Below are 21,732 nucleotides of genomic sequence, written 5' to 3'. Positions count from 1 at the left end.
CCCGATCCGGCCCGAACGGCCGCCTCGTCGGCGGATTTGGACCGAACGGCCCTGTCGGGTACCCGCGGTCCGCCGGAGGGTGGGTGCTGTGCCCGCCCGGGGCACGCGTCACGCCCCGACAGCCGTCAGATCCGGAAGGAATCCCGATGTCCGTCGACACGCAGCAGGCGCCCGCCGGGCTCACCGAAGAGGAACTCGCGACGCTGGACGCCCACTGGCGCGCCGCGAACTACCTCTCCGTCGGCCAGATCTACCTCATGGCCAACCCCTTGCTGACCGAACCGCTGCGCCCGGAGCACGTCAAGCCGCGTCTGCTGGGCCACTGGGGCACCTCACCCGGCCTCAACCTCGTGTACACCCACCTCAACCGCCTCATCAGGGCCCGTGGCCTGAACGCCCTGTGCATCTGGGGGCCCGGCCACGGGGGGCCCGCCGTCCTGGCCAATTCCTGGTTGGAGGGCTCGTACACCGAGACCTATCCGGACGTCACCCGGGACGCGGCGGGCATGGCCCGGCTCTTCAGGCAGTTCTCCTTCCCCGGCGGGGTGCCCAGCCATGTCGCCCCGGAGACCCCGGGCTCGATCCACGAAGGGGGCGAGCTGGGATACTCCCTCGCACACGCCTACGGCGCCGCCCTCGACAATCCGGACCTGCTGGTCGCCTGTGTGATCGGCGACGGGGAGGCGGAGACCGGACCGCTGGCCGCCTCCTGGCACTCGAACAAGTTCCTCGACCCGGTCGACGACGGCGCCGTCCTGCCGATCCTGCACCTCAACGGCTACAAGATCGCCAATCCGGCCGTACTGTCCCGGCTGCCCGAGGCCGAACTCGACGACCTGCTCAGGGGCTACGGCCACGATCCGATCCATGTCACCGGCGACGACCCGGCGGCCGTACACCGCGCGATGGCCGAGGTCATGGACGCCGCGGTCGACCGCATCACCGCCCTGCAGCGGGCCGCCCGCGAGGACGGGGTCACAGACCGGCCCCGCTGGCCGGTGATCGTGCTGCGCACCCCGAAGGGCTGGACGGGCCCGGCCGAGGTCGACGGGCTGCCGGTGGAGGGTACCTGGCGCTCCCACCAGGTGCCGCTCGCCGCCGTCCGGGAGAACCCCGAGCACCTGCGGCAGCTGGAGCAGTGGCTGCGGTCGTACCGCCCCGAAGAACTGTTCGACGAGCGCGGCGTGCCCCGCGCGGACGTCCTCGCCTGCGTCCCCGAGGGCGCCCGCAGGCTCGGAGCGACACCGCACGCCAACGGTGGTCTCCTCGTCCGTGAGCTGCCCCTGCCGCCACTGGAGCGGTACGCCGTGGACGTCGGCAAACCCGGCGTCACCGTGCACGAACCGACCCGCGTCCTCGGTGACCTGCTCCAGGACGTCATGGCGGCCACCGCCGACCGCCGCGACTTCCGCCTGGTCGGCCCCGACGAGACCGCCTCCAACCGCCTGCAGGCCGTCTACGGCGCCAGCGGCAAGGCTTGGCAGGCCGAGACCCTGCCCGTCGACGAACACCTCGACCGGCACGGCCGGGTCATGGAGATCCTCTCCGAGCACACCTGCCAGGGCTGGCTGGAGGGTTACCTCCTCACCGGCCGGCACGGCCTCTTCTCCTGCTACGAGGCATTCGTGCACATCGTCGACTCCATGGTCAACCAGCACGTCAAATGGCTCCGCACCACCCGCCGACTGCCCTGGCGCGCCCCCGTCGCCTCCCTCAACTACCTGCTCACCTCCCACGTGTGGCGGCAGGACCACAACGGCTTCTCCCACCAGGACCCCGGGTTCGTCGACCACATCCTCAACAAGAGTCCCGAGGCGGTACGGGTCTACCTGCCGCCGGACACCAACACCCTGCTGTCGGTGGCCGATCACGTCCTGCGCAGCCGTGACTACGTCAACGTCGTCGTGGCCGGCAAGCAGCCGTGCTTCGACTGGCTGTCCATGGAGCAGGCCGAGGTCCACTGTGCGCGTGGCGCCGGAATCTGGGAGTGGGCCGGCACCGAGGACGGTACCCGCGAGCCCGACGTGGTGCTGGGGTGCGCGGGCGACGTGCCCACACAGGAAGTCCTGGCGGCGGCCCAGCTGTTGCGCCGGGAGCTGCCCGAGATGGCGGTGCGTGTGGTGAACGTCGTCGACATCGCCCGTCTGCTGCCGAGCGACGAACACCCGCACGGGATGAGCGACTTCGAGTACGACGGCCTCTTCACCACCGACAAGCCGGTCGTCTTCGCCTACCACGGCTACCCGTGGCTGATCCACCGCCTCGCCTACCGGCGCACCGGCCACAAGAACCTGCACGTACGCGGATACAAGGAGATCGGTACCACGACCACCCCCTTCGACATGGTCGTGCGCAACGACCTGGACCGCTACCGCCTCGTGATGGACGTCATCGACCGCGTCCCCGGTCTGGCGGTGCGGGCAGCGGCCGTGCGCCAGCGGATGGCGGACGCCCGGCAGCGCCACCACGTCTGGATCCGCGAACACGGCATGGACCTGCCCGAAGTGGCCGACTGGTCGTGGGACGGCTGAACGGATGCGGGACTCCGGTGCGCCCCGCCCCGGCCGTGCGGCCGTGTCGGCCGGGCCCTGGCAGGAGCGGTCGGTGACCTGCTTCTCGTTTCCTCTGTATACGGGACATGACACCCCTGGGGCCCGGACCGCGTGGCCGGGCCGCCCAGGTGGTGCGGCTCACGCTGCGGCGGGCTGGGGTTGTCGTGTGGTGAGGCGTCCGGTTCGGGAGAGGGCCGCGACCGCCGCGGCGCAGGCCGTTCCGGTCGTGGTCAGGGCCGCCCAGGTCAGCCAGGTGGCGTCATGGCGCTGCGCGAAGTCCCAGAGCGCTCCGGTGTCGAGGTTGCCCAGGGTGATGCCCAGTCCGGAGACGGTGTTGTAGAGGCCGTAGTGCGTGGCGACCAGGCGGTTGCCGGACAGGGCGACGACCGTGTCCATCTCGAAGGGGTAGACGATCGCGGATCCGGCCGCCAGCAGGACCACCGCCACGACGAGGGACACGAGCACGGCCGCCGAGGAGCCGCGTGGGCTGAGGGCGAGCGGTACGAAGGCGAGCCCCATCGCCGCCAGCCCGCGCACCAGGGCCTCTCCCGGCGGCCAGCGGTCCTTGGCCCAGCCGGTGAGGTGCAGTTGGCCCACCACGGCGACCGCGGCCGACACGACGAACAGGCCACTGGTGACCGCGGTTCCCCCGGTGCCGAGCGCGTCGGACGCGGCGAGCGGCAGGGCGAGATACACCTGGAAGGTCAGGACGTACGACCCGATCATCGACAGGGAGAAGAGGAGGAACGGACGGTTCGTCACCACGCCGCGCCACTGCGCCCGCACACTCTCCTTCCCGGTGTCCCCCCTGTCCCGGCAGCGTGTGGGCAGCACGCGCCCTTGCAGCACGGTGAGTACGGCGAAGACGGCGGCGGCGACCGTGCACACGAGCCGGAAGTCGGCGGCCAGCAGGGCGAGTCCGACCAACGGGCCCAGCAGCATCCCCGCCTGGTAGTAGACGTTGAACGCGGCGAAGGCGTCCACTCGCCGCTCGCCCGCCTCGGCGGCGAGGTAGGCGCGCACGGCCGGGTTGAACAGGGCACCTGCGAAGCCCGTTGCGGCGGAGGCCGCGACGAGGGTGGGCAGGTTGTCGACCCAGCCGAGCAGGCCGAAGCCCACCGTGCGCAGCAGGCACCCGGCCATGATCGGGATCTTGTAGCCGAAGCGGTCGGCGAGGGTGCCGCCGATGAGGAACATGCCCTGCTGGGAGAAGTTGCGGACGCCGAGTACGAGTCCGACGGCCCAGGCGGCGAGGCCGAGCCCGTGGGACAGATGGGCGGCGAGGTAGGGCATCAGCATGTAGAAGGCGAGGTTGATGCCGAACTGGTTGGCCATCAGCAGCCGTGCCGCGGGCGGGAAGGAGCGGGTCTGCCGCCACAGGTGCTTCATCGGGTGGCTCCCACGAGGTCGTGGCGATCCGGGTGGGCGAGGGGGTCGGTGATGACGGTGCAGCGGGTCCAACGGGTGACGGTGCGCCCCCGGCTGTCGGCGATCTCGTCGGGATCCTCGGCCGGTACCTGCCCGAGGAGACTGTGGCGCCGGCAGTAGGTGTCGTCGAAGACCGTGCCGACGTACCGTTGCGGCCCGTCGGGGAAGACGGCGGCGATCCGGTCCTCCGCAGGCAGGGTGCGGGCCAGCCAGCGGGCGACGAGGGCGACGGCCCCGACGCTCCAGCCACCGCTGGCGTAGTGGTCGCGGGCCAGGCGGCGGGCGGCCCACACGGCTTCGGGGGCGGCTACCCAGTGCACCTCGTCGAAGAGGCCGTAGGCGACATTGCGCGGGTAGATGCTGGAGCCCAGTCCGCGCATGAGGCGGGGTCCGGCGGGCTGGCCGAAGATCGTCGAGCCGGTGGTGTCGACCCCGACGACCCGCATCCGGGGGAAGAAGCCGCGCAGCACGGAACCGATGCCGGCCGAGTGGCCGCCGGTGCCGACGGAGACGACCAGGGTGTCGATACGGCCGAGCTGGGCGACGAGCTCGTACGCGAGCGGGGCGTATGCGGCGACGTTGTCCGGGTTGTTGTACTGGTCCGGGCACCATGCGTCCGGATGGACGGCGAGCAGTTCTTCGACGCGCCGGCGGCGGGCCTCCTGCCAGCCGCCGTCCGGGAGGGGCGCGGTGACGAGGTCGACCTCCGCCCCGTACGCGCCGAGCAGGCCGGTCAGCAACGGCTCCATACCGGGGTCGGTGACGACGGTGACCGGATGGCCGTAGGCCGCGCCGGCCAGGGCCAGTCCGAGTCCCAGGGTGCCGGAGGTCGACTCGATGACGCGGGCGCCGGGCCGGAGCCGGCCTCGCTCACGGGCGGCGCGGACCATGTGCAGGGCGGAGCGGTCCTTGATGCCGCCGGGGTTGTGGCCCTCGAGCTTGGCCCAGAAGCCGCGTCCGAGGGCGGTGAAGGGTTCGCCGATCCACAGGACGGGCGTGTCGCCGACGAGGCCGGCGGGGGAGTGCTGGGGGAGTTTCGCGCCGGCCGGCAACGGTGCCGGACGGCTGGGCAGCGTGGTGCGCGTGGGGTCGTTCATGGCGTGCTTCTCCTGCGGCCGGCGCCGTGACGGGCGGCCGGCCGGTGGGGTGGGGAAGATGGCGGAGGCGATCGGTCGCCGTGCGGCCCCGCGGGGTGCGGGGCGCGGCGAGGGGACGATCAGGTCCGCCACACGCCGAGAAGAGCCCGCCCGTGCCCGGTGGAGAACGCGGCGGAGGCCAGGGGGCAGTCGTGACAGGCCGACGGGGGAAGGGCCAGGCCGGTGGCGGGCGGCTCCGACGGCACGACGGCGAGGAAGGGCGGTCCGGCCGTACTGGGGCCGCGCGGCGGCTGTACGGTCGGCTCGCCCAGGCCGCAGCAGTGAGCGTCCTCGTCCGGCGCGGGCGTGCTCTGCCCGGCTCTGGTCTCCGGATGCCTGTCGGGGAGTTGCGCTCCATAAGCATGGGGTGCCGTCTGCGACAGGGCGTCAGCCCGCGGTGTCGCGGCCGCCGTCGGACCGTGACAGCAGCCGAGGATGTGCAGGAGCGTGGCCAGCAACACGGCGACCACCGCTCCGGCCCGCGCCATGGAGCGGCTGCTTCGCGTCATGACCGACCCCGCCAGCATGGACACAAAGAGTAATCAGGTGAGTGCGTAAAGTCCTTGTCGGCGAGTCGGGCTCCCGGCCTTTTCTGTGCCGGTGATCACCGCATCGGATGAATCCGGCCTCCGGTCGGAGTCATCGGCCATGTGTGAACGCCCCCTGTTTCCGGGCTACTTGACGGGTAGTTGGTCCGTACCTATGGTCGTCGATCGGCACTCCGTTCAAGGAGTCGCATTCCGTTCACATATGAGGACGTGTCATATGCAGGACATACCCGCTCCACGTCGCCGTACGTCCGCACGATCCGCTCTCGCGCTCACCGCGGCGGCCGCCATGCTGGCGACCGGACTGCTTTCCTGGCCCGGTACCCAGAGGGCAGACGCCGCTCCTGCCGCCTTCGTCCACCCGGGTGTCACTCTCTCGCGTGCTCAGCTCGACTTCGCGCGCACCAAGGTTCTCGCCGGCGCCCAGCCCTGGAAGAGCGCGTACGACCAGATGATGGCGAGTCAGTACGCAAGCCTCGGTCGCACCCCCAAGCCCCGTGCCGTCGTCGAGTGCGGTCCGTATTCCGACCCCAACCACGGCTGTACGGACGAGCGCGAGGACGCCATCGCGGCATACACCGACGCACTCGCCTGGTACATCACCCGTGACGAGCGGTATGCGAAGAAGGCGATCGAGCTGATGGACGCCTGGTCCGCCACGCTCACCGATCACACCAACAGCAACGCGCCACTGCAGACCGCCTGGGCGGGAGCCTCCTGGGCCAAGGCCGCCGAGCTGATCAAGTACACCTACACCGGCGCGTGGGCCGACGCCGGCCGGTTCGCCACCCTGCTCCGCAACGTCTACCTGCCCAAAGTCATCAACGGCTCCAATTCCAACGGGAACTGGGAACTGACGATGACGGAGGCGGCCGTCGGCATCTCCGTCTTCCTCGAGGACAAGGCCTCCTACGACTCGGCCATCGCACGCTTCCGCACCCGCACCGCCGCCTATGTGTACCTGTCCTCCGACGGCGACCTGCCGAAGACCGTGCCGAGCCAGAACCTCAACACCCGGGACAAGATCGTCGCGTACTGGCAGGGCCAGAACACCTTCGTGACCGGCCTCACCCAGGAGACCTGCCGCGACTTCGTGCACACCGGATACGGCATCTCCGCCATCTCGCACGTCGCCGAGACCAGCCGGATCCAAGGGCAGGACCTCTACGGCACCGACATCGGCGAGCGGCTGCGGCAGGCACTCGGCTTCCAGTCCAAGTACGAGCTGGGCGCCGCCGTCCCCAGCTGGTTGTGCGGCGGATCCGTCAAGCGAGGGCTCGGCCCGATCACCGAGGTCGGCTACAACGCCCTGCACCATCGCCTGGGCATCGCCATGACCAACACCCAGACCCTGACCGAGCGGAACCGCCCGGCCGGCACCAACAACCTCTTCGTGGCATGGGAGACCCTCACCAACGGCGACAATCCCAACTGACGCGCGGCATTCCGGCCACGGCCCGGTGCCCTGAGCCCAGGGGGTCAGGCCCTACCGGCGAGCTCGACGAGGTGGCGCGCCGTGCCGACGGGATCGACGATCTGGTGGAGGTGAGCGCCGGGCAGGTGTGCCACACGCCAGCCGCGATCGTGCGCCTCGGCGGCAACCTCGTCGTACGGAGGGCCGAACAGCAGGTAGGAACAGGGATGGTCGTCCCAGCCGTCCGGGGCCGGGACGTGCTGCTCGTAGTAGGACAGTGGAAGTCTGGGCTGTTCCTCGACCACTGTCTGCCGCATCGTCGGGTCGGAGAACATGGGTGCGACGTCCGCTTCGTCCCACCAGTCCGTCCAGCGCGGCAGCCTGCCGTTCACGGCCATCGGGCGCAGGAACTCCAGCAACTCCGGTGAGGCGACCGGAGTGGGTCCGGTCCGCGCCGGTAGCGCGGCGTCGACGAAGACCGAGCCGGTCACCGGACGGTCGAGACTCGAGCGAATCGCCGGGAGGAACAAGCCGGCGTTGCTGTGGACCACCAGCGCCACGGGCCTGTCGGCCGGGACCTTCCGGAGGTCGTCGCGGACCGCGTCGGCGATGCGCGGCCAGAAGGGCGGGGCACCGGCGCCGATGCCCAGCAGGGACGGCACCCGAGCCTCGTATCCCTCCACCGACAGGTGTTCGGCCACAGGGCGCCAGGTCGAGGGGCCCACGGACGGACTGTGCACGAGAACGAACACCGGCTGCATACGACGATCCTGGCCCGCACACCGTCCCGGATGCGACAGGCTCGGCTCACAGCAGAACGTCATCTCCGTCGACGGTCACCTCCGGCTCCGTCCGCACCCGTGAGGCAGGCCGGCCCCTGGATCGGTTGCGACGGAGCTGGTCACAGGAAGCTGACTCCCTGGGCGAGGTTGAGTTCGGCGGAGTAGTTGATGGTGTTGGTGGCCGAGCGCATGTAGGACTTCCAGGCGTCGGAGCCGGACTCGCGGCCGCCGCCGGTGTCCTTCTCGCCCCCGAATGCGCCGCCGATCTCGGCTCCGGAGGTGCCGATGTTGACGTTGGCGATGCCGCAGTCGGAGCCGGCGGAGGACAGGAAGATCTCGGCTTCCCGCTGGTCACGGGTGAAGATGCTGGACGACAGGCCCTGGGGGACGTCGTTGTGCAGCGCGATCGCCTCGTCGAGGGTGTCGTAGGTGAGGACGTACAGGATCGGGGCGAAGGTCTCCTCCCGTACGACGTCGGTCTGTTCGGGGACGCGGACGAGGACGGGCTCGGTGTAGGCCGCCGCGGGTGCGGCCTCGGCCAGGCGCCGGTTTCCGCCGGCCAGGATCTTGCCGCCCTGCGCCTGGACGCGGGCGAGGGCACCCCGCATGGCATCGAACGCCGTGGTGGAGATCAGCGGGCCGACCAGGGTGGTGTCGTCGAACGGGTCGCCGATGGGAAGCTTGGTGTAGGCGGCGGTCAGCCGCTCGATGAGGGTGTCGGCGATGTCGCGGTGGACGATGAGGCGGCGCAGCGTCGTACAGCGCTGTCCCGCGGTGCCGGCCGCGGCGAAGACGATGGCCGGGACGGCGAGGTCCAGGTCGGCGGACGGGGCGACGATCGCGGCGTTGTTGCCGCCGAGTTCCAGCAGGCTGCGGCCGAAGCGGGCGGCGACGCGGAGACCGACCTCGCGGCCCATGCGGGTGGAGCCGGTGGCGCTGACGAGGGCGACGCGGGGGTCGTCGACGAGTCTCTCGCCGACCGCGCGGTCACCGAGGAGCAGGCGGTGCACATCTCGCGGGGCGCCGAGTTCGGCGGCGGCGCGGGCCAGTAGGTGGTCGCAGGCCAGGGACGTCAGCGGCGTGAGCTCCGAGGGCTTCCAGATCACCGTGTCGCCGCACACGAGGGCGACGGCGGTGTTCCAGGACCACACGGCGGCGGGGAAGTTGAAGGCGGAGATGACGCCGACCACGCCGAGCGGATGCCAGGTCTCCGCCAGGCGGTGACCGGGCCGTTCGGAGGCGATCGTACGGCCGTAGAGCTGACGGGACAGGCCCACGGCGAAGTCGCAGATGTCGATCATCTCCTGGATCTCGCCGAGCGCCTCGGAGCTGATCTTGCCCGCCTCGATGGTCACCAGGCCGGCCAGGTCGCTCTTGTGTTCGCGCAGCAACTCGCCCAGGCGGCGCACGAGTTCACCCCGGCGCGGCGCGGGCGTGATGCGCCAGGTCAGGAAGGCCGTACGGGCGGCTGCGACGGCCTCTTCGGCGTCGGCTTCGGTCGCGGCCCTCAGGCCGAGGAGATGCTCACCGGTGAGGGGTGTGCGGGCATGGAGGTCGTTGCCCTCGGCCACGTCGACGCCGATGTTCCTCAGGGCGGCACGGGCGCGGGCGCGCAGGTCGTCCGTGCTGGGCAGTGCGGTGCTGGTCATGGTCGTCCTTGGGGGTGTGAGGGGTCAGCCGAGGGTGTCGGGGAGGCCGAGATCAAGGTCGAGGTCGAGGTCGCGGGCGACGTGCGCGAGGGACCGGGCCTGCTGCTTTTCATAGAGGGCGAAGGGGTCCAGGACCTCGCGGCCGATGGCGCCGGAGAGCCAGGCGGCGTCGTAGGCGGTGCCCTGCTGCTCGTTGTCGCGGACGCCCTCGCCGCTGAGGTTGGACTGGAAGATGCCGGCGGCGGAGCGGGGCAGGAAGTCCTCGTAGACGACGGGCTCGGCGATCACCCAGCCCTGCCGCACCAGTTCGGCGCGGCCGACGGGCGGTCGGCTGCCGTCGCGCGGCCGGTCGGGGTCGACCCGATAGGTGAAGTAGGCGAGTCCTTCGGCGGCCAGCTCCTGCTCGCTAGCGGGCATGTGCCGCTCCCACACGGCGCGCGCGATGTCACCGCGGGCCTCCGAAGGGTTCTGGGCCGCCTGCTCGTCGACGAGGCCCAGGAGTTCGTCGTACAGGGCGCGGCCCTCGCGGGTGAGGGCGATGCCGCGGGCCTCGACCTCACCGAAGCGCACCCGCAGGGCACCGCTGACGACACCGCCGTCCGGGGTGCGCATCGCGCGGGGTTCGGCCAGGGCCCGGAAGGAGGTCTGCCGCAGCAGGACGTCGGGGCCCTTCCAGGCGGGCGGACCCTGGATGGTGTCGATCATCTCGATGCCGCGCTCGGTCATGCGCCGGTACAGCTCGTCGATGTCCAGGACGCGCGGGGTGAGGTGGTTGATGTGTGTGCTGCGCACGCCGCCGATGTCCGCGGCGACGGCGGAGATCCGCTCCAGGGTCTCGTACCAGGCCTGGTCGACAGGCTCGGGGGACAACTCGAATGCCTGGACGGCCAGTTGGAGGAGGCGTTCGGCCTGTTCCTCGGGCAGTTCCCGGTCGGCGGCGGCACGGTCGGCCAGCGCGAGCAGCTCGGGTGGGAAGAGTTCGCGGCGCGCGAGGAAGGCCTCCAGCCGCGAGCGCAGATCGGCGTCGAAGAAACGGGGGTCGGCCGGGGTGAGCAGGGAGGTGAACACCCGGAAGGGGTTGCGCGCTAGTTCCTCCCCGTCGACCGGCCGGAACGCCGTCGAGACGACGGGGACGGCGCTGGCCGCCGCCTCCCGCAGGTCGTAGAACCCGACCGGGTGCATACCGAAGGCGCCGAAGACGCGGGCGACCTGGTGCAGTTCCTGCGGCGTGCCGACACGGATGGCGCCGTGCCGCTCGGCGGTCACCCGGCCGATGGACCCGAGGCGTTCGGCGCCGGCGCCCTGCGCGCGCAGCACGTCCTCGTTGACCTCGCGCGAGACGTCCACGAGCGTGGTGTAGGCGGGAACCTCCTGGCCGTACATCCGCGACAGTCGCTCCGCGAAGGCGGCCCGCAGCTGCCACTGACTGATCGTCGACATGGTTCGGCCTTTCGATCGGGGTGCACACCACGTGAGCCATCGGCCTTCACACCACGTGGGCTTCGGGGCGGATGCCGGCGCCGTGGCGGAACCGGTCGGCGCTGAGCGGGGAGATGTCGGTGAACGGCTCGCGCTCCAGGTACAGGTCGCGTACGACTTCGCCGACCGCGGGCGCCTGCAGGAAGCCATGACCGGAAAACCCGGTCGCGTAGAGGAAGTCGGGGAGTTCGCCGGAACGGCCGATCAGCGCGTTGTGGTCCGGTGTGACCTCGTACAGGCCCGCCCATCCGGCGCCGGTCCGCATGTCGGCCAGGGCCGGGGCGCGGCGCCGGGCGACGCTGCGGAACAGCTCCAGCCATTCCGGGGTCCACGTGGTGTCGAAGCCCTCCTCCTGGCCGGGGTCGGCCAGCCCGAACAGCAGACCGTCGTCGCTGTTGTGGAAGTAGGCGGTGGAGGAGAAGTCGATGGTGAACGGGATGCGCGGAGCGGGCGGCGTGAGCGGCACGGTGAACGCGAGCTGCCTCTTCACGGGCCGTACCGGCAGGTTGACGCCGACCATGTCGCCGATCCGCGCCGACCAGGCCCCAGCCGTGCAGATCACGGTGGAGCACACGATACGGCCGTGGCTGGTGTGCACGGCGACGACGCGGCTCCCGGCCGTGTCGATGCCCACGACCGCGGTGTGGGTGGCGAGCGTGACGCCGGCCCGGGCCGCCGCCCGCGCATATCCCTGGACGACCAGACCGGGGCGGGCGTGCCCGTCGGCGGGGGAGTGCGCGGCGGCCACGAGGCCGTCGGTGCTGACGTAGAGACACAGGCGACGGGCCTCGTCGGGGCTGATCACGCGGCTCGGCACACCGAGGCTGTTCTGCAACTCGACGCCGGCCTCGAAATCGGCCGCCTGCCGCTCGCTGTCGAGAAGGAAGAGGTAGCCGACGATGTCGAGCCCGATACCCGCGCCGGGGCGTCGGGGGAAGTCACGGTAGGCGCGAAGGCTGCGGCTGCCCAGCTCGATGTTGAGCGGATCGGAGAACTGGGCGCGTACGCCGCCGATCGGCTTTCCGGAACTGCCACAGCCGAGGTCGCCGCGCTCGACCACGACGATGTTCGTCACCCCGGCTTCGGCGAGGTGGAACGCGGTGCTCGCACCCATGACACCGCCACCGATGATCACAACATCCGCGGAGGCCGGAACCGTACGGAAGGCGGAGGAGGACAACGGGACACTCCCTTCCAGGGCAGTCTCTGCGTCATCGTGCAGCAAGCCAGCCGTTGACGTCCATCAACGGAAGCCGAGGCCGTCGAAGCGCTGGGCGACGCGACACCGCCGTGGCGAGCAGCCGACTCACTAGAATTCCGGTCACGGTACCGCCACCGACCAGATGGTTTCCGGTGTGCCGACGCCCAGGACGAGGAGGTCCCTGATCATGCGTGAACTGGCGGAGACGGCACGGCAGTGGGCGGCTCAGGGGCGCACGGGCGTGCTCGCCCGCCCCCTCACCGAGCAGGGTTTCGGCCCCCGCCACCCGGATGACGCGGTCCTGATCGACCAGGAGGGCCACTGCCACGGCACCCTGTACTGCGGTGCCTTCGACGCATACCTGGCGGCGGAAGCCGCGGCCATGCCCGTCGGCCACACCGCGTGCGTGCGCGAGGTGTCGGTCCACGACGACGAGGTGAAGCGGGCGGGCCTCACCTGCGGGGGCCGGGCCAAGGTGCTGCTGCAGTCCCTGGACACCGTTCCGGTGCGCTGGTGGGACCTGCTGGCCGAGGGGGCCGACGCCGCGTTGATCACCCGGCTGGACGAGGCGCAGACCCGGGTGACCAGCTCCGTGGCGCCGCCCGCGCCCGAGGGAGCCGACGGGCCGGCCGAGGCCGTCGAACGCGCACGGGAGCTGCTCACCCGCCGCCGGGCCGGCCGGGAGACCCGCGCCACGGACGACGGACTCGTCCTCGTCGAGACGTTCCCGGCCGTGCCCCGGCTGGTCATCGTGGGCGGAGGCGAACTCGCCGACCTGCTCGCCGCACAGGCCCGTCTGCTGGACTGGCACGCCACGGTGGAGTCGTCCGCCGAGGGCGCCGTCCGACTGCTCGCCGAACGTCCGGCCGCCGCCTGCCTGATCGTCCTCAGCCATGAACCGGACGTCGACGTCCCCGTCCTGTCCGCCGCGCTGACCACCGGCATCCCCTATGTCGGCGCGCTGGGCTCACGCCATACCCAGGCCCGCCGTGCCACGGATCTCACCAAGGCCGGCCTCGACGAGGAACTCCTCGGGCGCATCCACGGCCCCATCGGCCTCGACCTGGGAGCTCGCACCCCGGCCGAGACGGCACTGGCCATCTGCGCCGAGGTGCTCGCCTCCCTCGACCGGCGCGAGGCCCGCGTGGTGCGCGAGGGGGCCGGGCCGGCCGGCGCCTGACCAGGCCAAGGCATTTGCCTGGCACAGGACGGATATCCGGCCGCAGATACATCCTCTGATGAGGGTTTGTCCTCGCATGTGCGTTTGCCTGCCCATGCCGTACGGGTACGGTCGTGCGGGAGGTGGTGGGCCGTTGATCCAGATCGTGGAACACGCACCGCAGGAAGGGCCGTACGCCATCGGCGACGCGGTCGGGGCGGCCGGACTGCCGGTCCGGGTCTGCCGCACCTGGGCGGGTGACCGGGTGCCGGACACCGTGGACGACATGGTGGCCCTGATCGTGACGGGCGGGCCCATGGTCGCCCACGAGGACCTCCTCGGTCGCGGCGCGGAACTGGCACTGCTCCGGGCCGCGCTGGAGGCCGAGGTGCCCGTACTCGGCGTGTGCCTGGGCGCGCAGCTGCTCGCGGTCGCGGCGGGCGGTGCCGCCCGGGCCGGAGCCGGTGCGCAGAACGGCTGGGACGACGCACGGATGATCGCGGCGGGGCGCACCGACCCGCTGTTCGCGGCACTGCCCGAGCCGCTGCGGGAGTTGCACCGGTACAGCGAGACGCTGGACCTACCGGCGTCGGCGACGTTGTCGGCGTCCTGTGACCGCCGGCCGGTGCGGGCGTTCCGGATCGGCGGCTCGGCATGGGGGATCCATGTCCACGGGGAAGCGGACAAGACGGCGACGGTGGACGCCTTCGCCGCCGCGGCCGTCCCGGAACAGGCGCCGTCAGCGCCGGACCTGAAGGGGCCCGCGCCCATGGAAGCCGCGGCCTTGGCCCGGTACCACGACGCCGTGTTGAAGTGCTTCGCCGCCTTCGTCGCGGAGCGGGCCGAGCAGACGGCGACCCGCGCGTTCTTCACCCGGCGGGCGGCCACCTGGGAGGAGCGCTTCGCCGGTGACGGCCCCCGCTACGCGGCGGCGGCCGAGCGGATGGGGCTGCGCACCGGACAGCGCGTTCTGGACCTGGGCTGCGGCACCGGCCGCGTACTGCCCGCACTGCGCGCCCAAGTCGGCGCCGCAGGCGTCGTCGTCGGTATCGACCTCACACCCGCGATGCTCACGGCGGCGGCGCGCGAAGGCCGCGCGGCGGACGGCTCCTTGCTGCTGGCCGACGCCTGCCGGCTGCCGCTGCCGGCCGGCGCGGTGGACGGTGTGTTCAGCGCGGGCCTGATCAACCATGTCCCCGACCCCGCGGCAGCCCTGCGCGAGTGGGCCAGGGTGACCCGTCCGGGCGGCGTCCTGCTGCTCTACCACCCCTCCGGCCGCGCCGAGCGCGCCGCCCGCCATGGACGCCCCCTCGACCCGGACGACCCACTGGCCGAGGAGAACCTGCGGCCTGCTCTGGGGGCGGCGGGCTGGGACCTGACCTGCTACGAGGACGTGTCCCGTCACTCCCTGGCCCGTGCGGTCCGCGTCGGCGGATGACTCACCTGCTCACCGCGGAACTCCGGCCGAGAACCTGCCCCGTTCATGACGCCGTCTCATCGGCGGACGGACATCGCTAGGATCCCCCGCATGTCCGACGACATCGCGCACGCTCAACGCGACGACAGGCCCGAGGAGTCCCGGCGGGCGCGGCTGAGCCGGACATTCGACGAAGACGCGGAACTGTACGACCGGGCCAGGCCCGGATATCCGCCGGAGCTGTTCGACGACCTCGCGGAACTCGCCGGCGTCCACCCCGCCCGCCGCGTACTGGAGGTCGGCTGCGGGACCGGCCGGGCGACGGTGCCGCTGGCCCGGCGGGGCTGTCGGATCACGGCGGTGGAGGCGGGGCCGCACATGGCCGCGGTCGCCCGCCGCAACCTGGCCGGGGCCGCGGCGGTGGACGTGGTGACGGCGGAGTTCGAGAACTGGCCGCTGCCCAAGGAGCCGTTCGACGCGGTCGTCTCGGCTACGGCGTTCCACTGGATCGACCCGGCGGTGCGGATGGCCAAGTCCGCCGACGCGCTGCGCCCGGGTGGCGCCCTCGCCGTGGTGCGGACGCAGCATGTGAGGGGCGGCACCGAGGAGTTCTTCGTCGAGGTTCAGCGCTGCTACGAGCGCTTCGACCCGGACACCCCGCCCGGGCTACGGCTTCCCGCGGCCGCCGACATCGACGGCTCGGACCATGCGGAGGAAGTGGCACGGAGCGGCCGGTTCGGCCCCACGGTCTTCCGCCGCTACCAGCAGGATCTCACGTACACCACGTCCGGCTATCTCGAGCTGCTGCGGACCTACTCCGGCCACCGGGCTCTTCCGGAAGCGGCCCGAGAAGGGCTGTTGGAGTGCGTCGCGGGCCTGATCGACCGGCGGTACGGCGGCCGGGTGACCAAGCGTCACCTCATCGAACTGGGGGTGTCGCAGCGGCGGTGACGGCATCGACGCAGTGCTCGATGTGCGGCCAAGGCGTGCCTCCGTGGCGCCCGCGAGCTGTGCGGGCTCGTGGGCCCCGGCTGTGACAGGTCGGGTCCTGCGTGTGTCAGGTGCGCAGGAGGCGCAGGTCGATCGCGTCGGCCATCGCCCGCATGCCCTCGTCGTTGGGGTGGAGGTGGTCGCCCGAGTCGTAGGCCGGGTTGAGGGCGGCCGGGTTCGTGGGGTCGCGCATGGTGCGGTCGAAGTCGATGACGCCGTCGAAGGCGCCGCTGGTACGGATCCACCGGTTGACGTCCTGCCGGATCGCCTCGGCCGCAGGTGTGTAGTAGCCGTTGCCCTGGTCGGGCATCAGGGTCGCGCCGATGACGTTCACGTGGGCGGCATGTGCTTCGTGGATCAGGGTGCGGTAGCCGTTGACGAGATCCTCGGCGGTCAGCGGCCGGCCGTCGGGGCCCGCGTTGTTGCCGATGTCGTTGATGCCTTCGAAGAGGATCACGTCCTTGACGCCCGGCTGGCCGAGCGCGTCGTGGCCGAAGCGCTTCAGGGCGCTGACTCCCTGCCACAGGTTCGGGACGTCGGTGAGGACCCGGTTGCCGCCGATGCCCGCGTCGACGACGCTCAGCTTCTGCGGGCCCGGTCCTGCGCCCAGCCGGCGTCCGAGGAAATCGGGCCACCGGGTGTAGGTGCCGGTCGAGGAGTGGTAGCCGTCCGTGATGGAGTCGCCGAAGGCTACGACGGTGCCCCGCGCGGACGATGACACGACGTCCAGCCCCGCCAGGTAGTACCAGGAGGTCGTCGTGGTGCCGAACGCGGCGGCGCTGTCGTCACCGGCGTGGTTGCCGGAGGCGATGTAGGTGGTGTCGAAGGCATCGGAGTGCCAGGTCGACATGCCCGTGGTGCCGGGGACGTAGAGGCTGACGAGCAGGTTCTCCCCGGCGCTGACCGGGATCGGGATGACGTCGCTGACCGCCTCTGCGCCGGCGGGGATCGTGACGCTGTGGGCCCGCCCGTAGGTGACGTTCCGAACGGTGCCGCGTGTCGCCTCGCCGCCGCTCGCCTGGACGGCCACGTCCACGGCGCTCACTTCGAGCGGAGTGGGGCTGTACCGGTTGGACAGGGTGATGCGTGCGTCCGAACCCGCGACGCTGCTGTGCACCACCATCCGGATGGTCTGGTCGGTGATGGACGGCCCGCTGGTCGTCATGCTGGGCGACCAGGCGCCGACCCGGGTGCCCTTGCCCTGCGGGGCGGAAGTGGCGGCGCCTGCCGCGTGCGCGGTGCTCAACGGAACGACCGTCAGGGCAAGGCCGGTCAGCGCGCCGAGCGCGGAAAGCGAGCATCTGCGACGCGGGCTGCGACCCGCCGCCGTTCCATGTCTATCTGGGGACATCGTCGGTCTCTCCACTCGTGTCGTCGTCCGAGCAGGGCACATGTGCCGCACCGGCCTCAGCCGAAGCTGCCCAGCGTGACGGACTCGCCGGGCTCGAGGCTGATCCTCCGTGATGTGCCGCCCGCGAAGACGGTCGTGTCACGGCCGCCGACGCTCTTCAGCGTCACCTGCGTGACCTTGCCCTTCTTCCACTTCAGGGCGGCGACGAAGCCGCCGCGCACTCCGACGCCGGACACCGAGCCGGATGCCGCCCATGCGGCGGGCAGAGCGGGCAGCAGCTCGACGTGGCCCGGCCGCGAGTAGACCAGCATCTCGATGATCGCGGAGGGGGTGCCGAAGTTGGCGTCGATCTGGAAGATGCCGCGGCCTTGTCCCATGTCCATGATGTCGAAGAGGTTCGGCGCCGTGCCGTTGCTGCCGTTCACCGACGGCTTGAGGTTGTTGACGACGAGCTGGTAGGCCTTCTCCGCGTTCTTCAGCCGTGACCAGCACAGGCTGCGCCAGGCGTTGGACCAGCCGTAGCTGTTCATGCCGCGGGCGGTCAGCAGGGCCGTCGCGCCGGCGAGGATGTCCTTCGGTGTGGAGTCGTCCGGGCGGATCCGGTCGCCGGGGAAGAGGCCGATGAGCGGGGAGAGGTGCCGGTGTGTGGTCTCGCCGAGGTTGTCGGGTGACATCCACTCCTCCAGCCAGCCGGTCTTGCGGCTGACCACGGGCAGGTACAGGCGCCCGCGCAGACCGTCGATCGTCGTGCTGTAGGAGGTGTCCTTGCCGATTGCCTGTGTCGCGGTGCGGTAGTTGCCGAAGAGGTTCCACACCAGTTCCTGGGCGTAGGTGATGCCCTTGGCGTCCAGCGGACCCTGCTCGGGCGACCAGTCGCTGTCGGCGATGAGGACCTCGCGCGAGGCTCCGGAGGCGTCGGTGACGGTCGTGGTGATGAGGCGGGCCTCCCAGAATTGCACGGCGCCCTTGATGAGGGGGTAGATCTTCTCGAGGTAGGCGCGGTCCTGGGTGTACTCGTAGTGCTCGAAGAGGCTCTGGCAGAGCCAGGCGTTGCCGGCCGGGTGCCACCACCAGCCGCCTCCGCCGTAGGGGTTGGTGGAGATGGCCAGCGTCCAACCGGCGTTTTTGCCACTGGAGTTGCGGTATCTGTTGGCCGGGCTGTTGAACAGTCGCCGGGTGACGTCCGTCCAGCAGGGCAGCTGCGCGAGGCAGTAGTCCGCGAAGGCGTCGAAGCAGTCGGACAGGCCGGCGCGGTCGGCCATCCAGTAGTTCATCTGGACGTTGATGTCGGTGTGATAGTCGCCCATCCAGTCCGGTTCGTTGCCGTCCAGCCATGGACCCTGCAGGCCCATGGGGAGGCTGCCACGCGACCCGGAGATCATCAGGTAGCGGCCGAACTGCAGGTAGGCCGCCTCGAGTTCGGGGTCGGGGACGTTGTCCCGGTGGCGGGCCTGCACGCGCTCCCAGGTGTCCAGCCCGCGCTGTGCGGAGGACGACGTACCGAGGTCGATGGCCAGCTGCCCGAACACCGGGCCGAAGTCGGCGACATGGGTGTGCAGCAGCGTGCTCGCGGAGTGGCCGGCCGCGTTCAGGACCTTGGTCCGCGCCAGGCGCTCCGGGTCCAGGGACGGGTCGCGGAACTTCGCGGCCGCGTCGGGTGCGTAGTTGGTGCCGCCGCTGACGACGACGGTGAGGTCCTTGCAGCCGCTGAAGGAGATCGACGTACCGTCGACGGTGACCCTGCCGGTGTCGCTGTAGGCGGTGACGGCGGCGCCGTACTTCAGCCCGTTGCCGAGCGAGGCACCGAAGGAGGCGTAGCGTCGTGTGCCGTTGGCAGCGGTTGTCGACTCGCCGTGGGTGCCAGTGAGGGAGACGGCACCGGTGTAGGTGCCGCCGCCCTGCTGCGAGAAGTACAGGACGATGACGTCGTCGGGGTGGCTGGCGAAGATCTGCCGCTGGTAGGTGATGCCGGACAGTTCGTACGAGGCGCTGACGATGCCCTGGGCCAGGTCGAGGGTGCGACGGTAGTCGTTGACGGCGCCCAGGTCGTGCGCGGGGAGGTCGACGGTGAGCTCGGCCAGCAGGGTCAGGGAGCCGAAGTCGTTGCGGCCGTAGGGGAATTGGCCGTCGCTCTGCAGGGTGTCGTTGAGGCCACCGGTCCACAGCGTGGCATCGGTGATCATCAGCAGTTCGCCGGCGGGGTCGTTGCTCGCGAGCGCTCCGAGGCGCCCGTTCCCGACCGGCAGACCCTGCCGGATCATCGAGGTGGCGGAGGCGGGAGCCTGCCACCACAGCTGGTTCCTCGCGGCGGTGGCCGGGGAGAGCAGTGGCGAGGAGGTGGGGCGGGCCGGGGCCGCCGAGGCGGTGAAGGCGGGCGGACCGCCGAGGGCGGCGGCCGCGCCGGCGGTGGCGGCGAGAGCGAGGAAGCCCCTGCGGCTTGGGTGTTGGGTGTCGCGCGATTCGGTGTGCTGGGTGTCCACGTGGTGCACTCCATGTCAGGGGAACAGCGCATGCGGGGGCGACGGACACGGGCCGTCGGGCGTTGCGTGGGGCAAACATGGCGGGCGGGGGCCCGAGATTCAGGCGGACTTGGGTACGTCGATCCTGTCGATGTCGGGCGAGTAGTCCCAGCCGCTGTCGAACGTGATGGTGTTGGAACCCGCCTTCAGCGCCAACCGGACGCTGACGGTGTCGACGGTGCTCCAGTCGCCCGTGGAGGGGAACCTCAGGCTGGTGCCGTTGCCGCTGTTGGAGTAGACGGTCACCGAGCGGGGGTCACCGCTGACATAGGCGACGTTGACGGTGTAGATGCCGTCCTTCTTCACCGTGATGTCGTTGAACTGCAGCTTGCTGTCGAGGTAGAGGTTGCCGGCCTTCTTGCCGCCGGAGCAGGAGTCGCAGGGGGCGACGGAGGCGTTGCCGGTCAGCGTGTTGTCCGCGGACTCGGCCTCATAGTGGGTGGCCGGCAGCCGGGTGCCGCCGGGCGTGACGGTGAACAGCCGGGACCCGTGGGCGGGCAGCGTCGCGGTGATCTTGTTCCTGTGCGTGCCGAGGCCCTGGTGGTTCCACAGGTCGCGCACGGAGGCGGCGCCGGTGAAGCCGAAGGACGCCCAGTCGGCGGTGACGGAGGCCGACGAACTGCCGAGGTTGAAGAGGGCGACGGTGTATGTGCCGTCGGAGTTCCTGGTTCCCCAGACCTGCTGGTCGCCCATCGGGGTGACGGGGCGTGCGACGGGCGAGTCGTTCTGGTCGACGGCGATGACTTCCCGGTTGGTCAGCAGGGACAGGCCGTAGCTGTCCAGCCGGGTGAGGTCGTCACCGGTGAACAGGGGCGATTTGTTGATGGCCCACAACGTCAGGTAGCTCTGCCGCTCGGCGTTGGTGAGGCCGTCCATCGCCCCGTTGCCGACGTCGATCGCGTCGAGGTCGTTCCAGCCGCCCGGGCCCGCCTCATGACTCCACGCGGGGGCGTCGTTCCAGCGGTCGTTGACCGAGTTCTCCCAGGTCACCAGCGTGTTGCAGTAGCACTCGACGTCGGTGTCGATGCGCCAGCCGTTGGAGTACTTCTTCCAGTCCGCGGCATGGCCGATGTCGAGCGACCAGGACAGTTCGAGGTGGATCGGGCGGCCGGTGGCGGCGATGGCCTGGTGCCAGGCGGCGACGTCCGCGAGGTTGTTGTAGTTGTCACCGGACTTGAACGAGCCCGGACCCACCCCGTCCAGCTTCAGGAAGTCGTAGCCCCAGTCCGCGAGCATCCGCGCCTGCGAGTCGATGTACTTCTGCGCGCAGGGGTTGTCGAAGTCCAGCTTGTAGGCGCTGTCCCAGCCGTTGGTGGTGCGCAGGTCCGGGTAGACGATGTCCGCTGTGGTGCAGCCGGGAGCGTTCGATATCGGCACCTTGCCGTCGCCGTACGCCCCCTTCTCCAGGCCGACGGGCAGGTAGATGCCGGCCTTGAGGCCCTTGGCGTGGATGTGGTCGGCGACCGGCTTCATGCCGTTGGGGAAGCGGACACGGTCGGGCGTCTGCCGGCCGTACTGGTCGAACTCGGAGGTCCAGTTCTTGTCCATCCACCAGCCGGCGTCGATGTTGACATGGTCGTAGCCGTACTTCTTCAGCCTGGTGGCGAGGGCGTCCGTCTGCTTCAGGACGTTCGCCTCGGTGAGGTAGCTGTAGTTGCCGTCCGGGTTCAAGCCGGGGTACTGGGAGGACTGCATACTCCAGCTGGACCAGCCCATGTACGGCTTGGCCGCCGGGCCGGAGGTGGCGTCCGCCGTGGACGCCGCCGAAGTGACGGCCCGGCTCGTGGAGTCGGACGCGGCGGCCTGGGTGGCGGCGGCCGGGACCGCTGTGGCGAGCCCGGCCGTGACAGCCAGGATCAGCGTCGCTCTGACGGTGCGGCGCGGGAAGCCGGGGAGGGCTCCGGGCAGGGCTCTGTACGGGGATGACCGCATGGGTCGCCTCCAGGGGTGAGGTGAGCGGGGTCGTGCGGTGGCACCCGATGGGGGGACGGGCGTGATGTGAGGGGCGAAGTGATCGGTGGCCGGCCGCCAAGGGGTCGGGCCGGCGGCTCAGCTCTCGCACGAGTCGATGGACGGCCGGGCCGGCGGCCCGGCACCGGGCAGCCCC

Annotated in this window: 15 protein-coding genes; 5 read left to right on the top strand and 10 right to left on the bottom strand. The window is 70.9% G+C overall.

Annotated elements, in window-relative coordinates:
• The first annotated feature begins 146 nt into the window (after positions 1–146).
• Positions 147–2,531, top strand: coding sequence for a phosphoketolase family protein (locus ACWC0C_RS27255; protein WP_450866469.1), 2,385 nt, complete (start codon positions 147–149; stop codon positions 2,529–2,531).
• 159 nt (positions 2,532–2,690) lie between these two features.
• On the opposite strand, the gene ACWC0C_RS27250 is transcribed toward ACWC0C_RS27255, so the two are convergent.
• The 3 genes from ACWC0C_RS27250 to ACWC0C_RS27240 form a co-directional block, all read right to left on the bottom strand.
• A complete protein-coding gene (locus ACWC0C_RS27250) occupies positions 2,691–3,941 on the bottom strand; it encodes an MFS transporter (RefSeq protein ID WP_450866468.1) in 1,251 nt (416 codons plus the stop codon).
• The gene (locus tag ACWC0C_RS27245; protein WP_450866466.1) at positions 3,938–5,077 is read right to left on the bottom strand and encodes a PLP-dependent cysteine synthase family protein; all 1,140 of its coding nucleotides are present in this window, start codon (positions 5,075–5,077) and stop codon (positions 3,938–3,940) included. The genes ACWC0C_RS27250 and ACWC0C_RS27245 overlap by 4 nt, the downstream gene beginning before the upstream one ends.
• Before the next feature lie 119 nt (positions 5,078–5,196).
• On the bottom strand, positions 5,197–5,625 hold the full coding sequence (locus ACWC0C_RS27240) for a hypothetical protein (protein ID WP_450866465.1): 429 nt from the start codon (positions 5,623–5,625) through the stop codon (positions 5,197–5,199).
• 256 nt (positions 5,626–5,881) lie between these two features.
• Here ACWC0C_RS27240 and ACWC0C_RS27235 point away from each other — a divergent pair, with 256 nt between their 5' ends.
• Positions 5,882–7,099, top strand: a complete 1,218-nt coding sequence (locus ACWC0C_RS27235; protein WP_450866464.1) for an alginate lyase family protein — start codon at positions 5,882–5,884, stop codon at positions 7,097–7,099.
• 44 nt (positions 7,100–7,143) lie between these two features.
• Here ACWC0C_RS27235 and ACWC0C_RS27230 read toward each other — a convergent pair whose 3' ends face one another.
• The 4 genes from ACWC0C_RS27230 to ACWC0C_RS27215 all read right to left on the bottom strand — a co-directional run bounded on the left by ACWC0C_RS27230 (position 7,144) and on the right by ACWC0C_RS27215 (position 12,168).
• Positions 7,144–7,839, bottom strand: a complete 696-nt coding sequence (locus tag ACWC0C_RS27230) for an alpha/beta hydrolase (protein WP_450866463.1) — start codon at positions 7,837–7,839, stop codon at positions 7,144–7,146.
• Positions 7,840–7,979: 140 nt separating this feature from the next.
• Positions 7,980–9,509 carry an L-piperidine-6-carboxylate dehydrogenase gene (gene amaB / locus ACWC0C_RS27225; RefSeq protein WP_450866462.1) on the bottom strand — a complete coding sequence of 510 codons (1,530 nt, stop codon included), beginning with the start codon at positions 9,507–9,509 and terminating at the stop codon, positions 7,980–7,982.
• 24 nt (positions 9,510–9,533) lie between these two features.
• Positions 9,534–10,949, bottom strand: a complete 1,416-nt coding sequence (gene hglS / locus ACWC0C_RS27220) for a 2-oxoadipate dioxygenase/decarboxylase (RefSeq protein ID WP_450866461.1) — start codon at positions 10,947–10,949, stop codon at positions 9,534–9,536.
• A 46-nt stretch (positions 10,950–10,995) separates the two neighbouring features.
• Positions 10,996–12,168 (bottom strand): NAD(P)/FAD-dependent oxidoreductase, encoded by a 1,173-nt coding sequence (locus ACWC0C_RS27215; RefSeq protein WP_450866459.1) that lies wholly within the window; start codon positions 12,166–12,168, stop codon positions 10,996–10,998.
• Positions 12,169–12,376: 208 nt separating this feature from the next.
• Here ACWC0C_RS27215 and ACWC0C_RS27210 point away from each other — a divergent pair, with 208 nt between their 5' ends.
• From ACWC0C_RS27210 to ACWC0C_RS27200, 3 genes are all read left to right on the top strand, one after another.
• Positions 12,377–13,369 (top strand): XdhC family protein, encoded by a 993-nt coding sequence (locus tag ACWC0C_RS27210; RefSeq protein WP_450866457.1) that lies wholly within the window; start codon positions 12,377–12,379, stop codon positions 13,367–13,369.
• Between the two features lie 133 nt (positions 13,370–13,502).
• Positions 13,503–14,786 (top strand): methyltransferase domain-containing protein, encoded by a 1,284-nt coding sequence (locus ACWC0C_RS27205; protein ID WP_450866456.1) that lies wholly within the window; start codon positions 13,503–13,505, stop codon positions 14,784–14,786.
• 90 nt (positions 14,787–14,876) lie between these two features.
• Positions 14,877–15,716: a class I SAM-dependent methyltransferase gene (locus tag ACWC0C_RS27200; protein WP_450866455.1), complete on the top strand. Its 840-nt coding sequence runs from the start codon at positions 14,877–14,879 to the stop codon at positions 15,714–15,716.
• A gap of 106 nt (positions 15,717–15,822) precedes the next feature.
• On the opposite strand, the gene ACWC0C_RS27195 is transcribed toward ACWC0C_RS27200, so the two are convergent.
• The 3 genes from ACWC0C_RS27195 to ACWC0C_RS27185 form a co-directional block, all read right to left on the bottom strand.
• Positions 15,823–17,001, bottom strand: a complete 1,179-nt coding sequence (locus tag ACWC0C_RS27195) for an SGNH/GDSL hydrolase family protein (RefSeq protein WP_450866453.1) — start codon at positions 16,999–17,001, stop codon at positions 15,823–15,825.
• Positions 17,002–17,162: 161 nt separating this feature from the next.
• On the bottom strand, positions 17,163–19,586 hold the full coding sequence (locus tag ACWC0C_RS27190) for a glycosyl hydrolase family 95 catalytic domain-containing protein (RefSeq protein ID WP_450866452.1): 2,424 nt from the start codon (positions 19,584–19,586) through the stop codon (positions 17,163–17,165).
• Positions 19,587–19,685: 99 nt separating this feature from the next.
• Entirely contained in the window at positions 19,686–21,557 is a 1,872-nt protein-coding gene (locus ACWC0C_RS27185) for an alpha-galactosidase D (protein ID WP_450866450.1), read from the bottom strand.
• Positions 21,558–21,732 lie beyond the last annotated feature (175 nt).

The sequence above is a fragment of the Streptomyces sp. NPDC001709 genome, from assembly GCF_053596375.1.
The sequence above is the reverse complement of the archived record's forward strand: the minus strand, read 5'-3'. Positions and strand labels throughout refer to the sequence as shown.

Coding starts and splice junctions, on each gene's coding strand:
- hglS (WP_450866461.1), bottom strand. CDS start 10,949: ATGTCGACGATCAGTCAGTGGCAGCTGCGGGCCGCCTTCGCGGAGCGA.
- ACWC0C_RS27200 (WP_450866455.1), top strand. CDS start 14,877: ATGTCCGACGACATCGCGCACGCTCAACGCGACGACAGGCCCGAGGAG.
- ACWC0C_RS27245 (WP_450866466.1), bottom strand. CDS start 5,077: ATGAACGACCCCACGCGCACCACGCTGCCCAGCCGTCCGGCACCGTTG.
- ACWC0C_RS27250 (WP_450866468.1), bottom strand. CDS start 3,941: ATGAAGCACCTGTGGCGGCAGACCCGCTCCTTCCCGCCCGCGGCACGG.
- ACWC0C_RS27240 (WP_450866465.1), bottom strand. CDS start 5,625: ATGACGCGAAGCAGCCGCTCCATGGCGCGGGCCGGAGCGGTGGTCGCC.
- ACWC0C_RS27230 (WP_450866463.1), bottom strand. CDS start 7,839: ATGCAGCCGGTGTTCGTTCTCGTGCACAGTCCGTCCGTGGGCCCCTCG.
- amaB (WP_450866462.1), bottom strand. CDS start 9,509: ATGACCAGCACCGCACTGCCCAGCACGGACGACCTGCGCGCCCGCGCC.
- ACWC0C_RS27185 (WP_450866450.1), bottom strand. CDS start 21,557: ATGCGGTCATCCCCGTACAGAGCCCTGCCCGGAGCCCTCCCCGGCTTC.
- ACWC0C_RS27235 (WP_450866464.1), top strand. CDS start 5,882: ATGCAGGACATACCCGCTCCACGTCGCCGTACGTCCGCACGATCCGCT.
- ACWC0C_RS27210 (WP_450866457.1), top strand. CDS start 12,377: ATGCGTGAACTGGCGGAGACGGCACGGCAGTGGGCGGCTCAGGGGCGC.
- ACWC0C_RS27255 (WP_450866469.1), top strand. CDS start 147: ATGTCCGTCGACACGCAGCAGGCGCCCGCCGGGCTCACCGAAGAGGAA.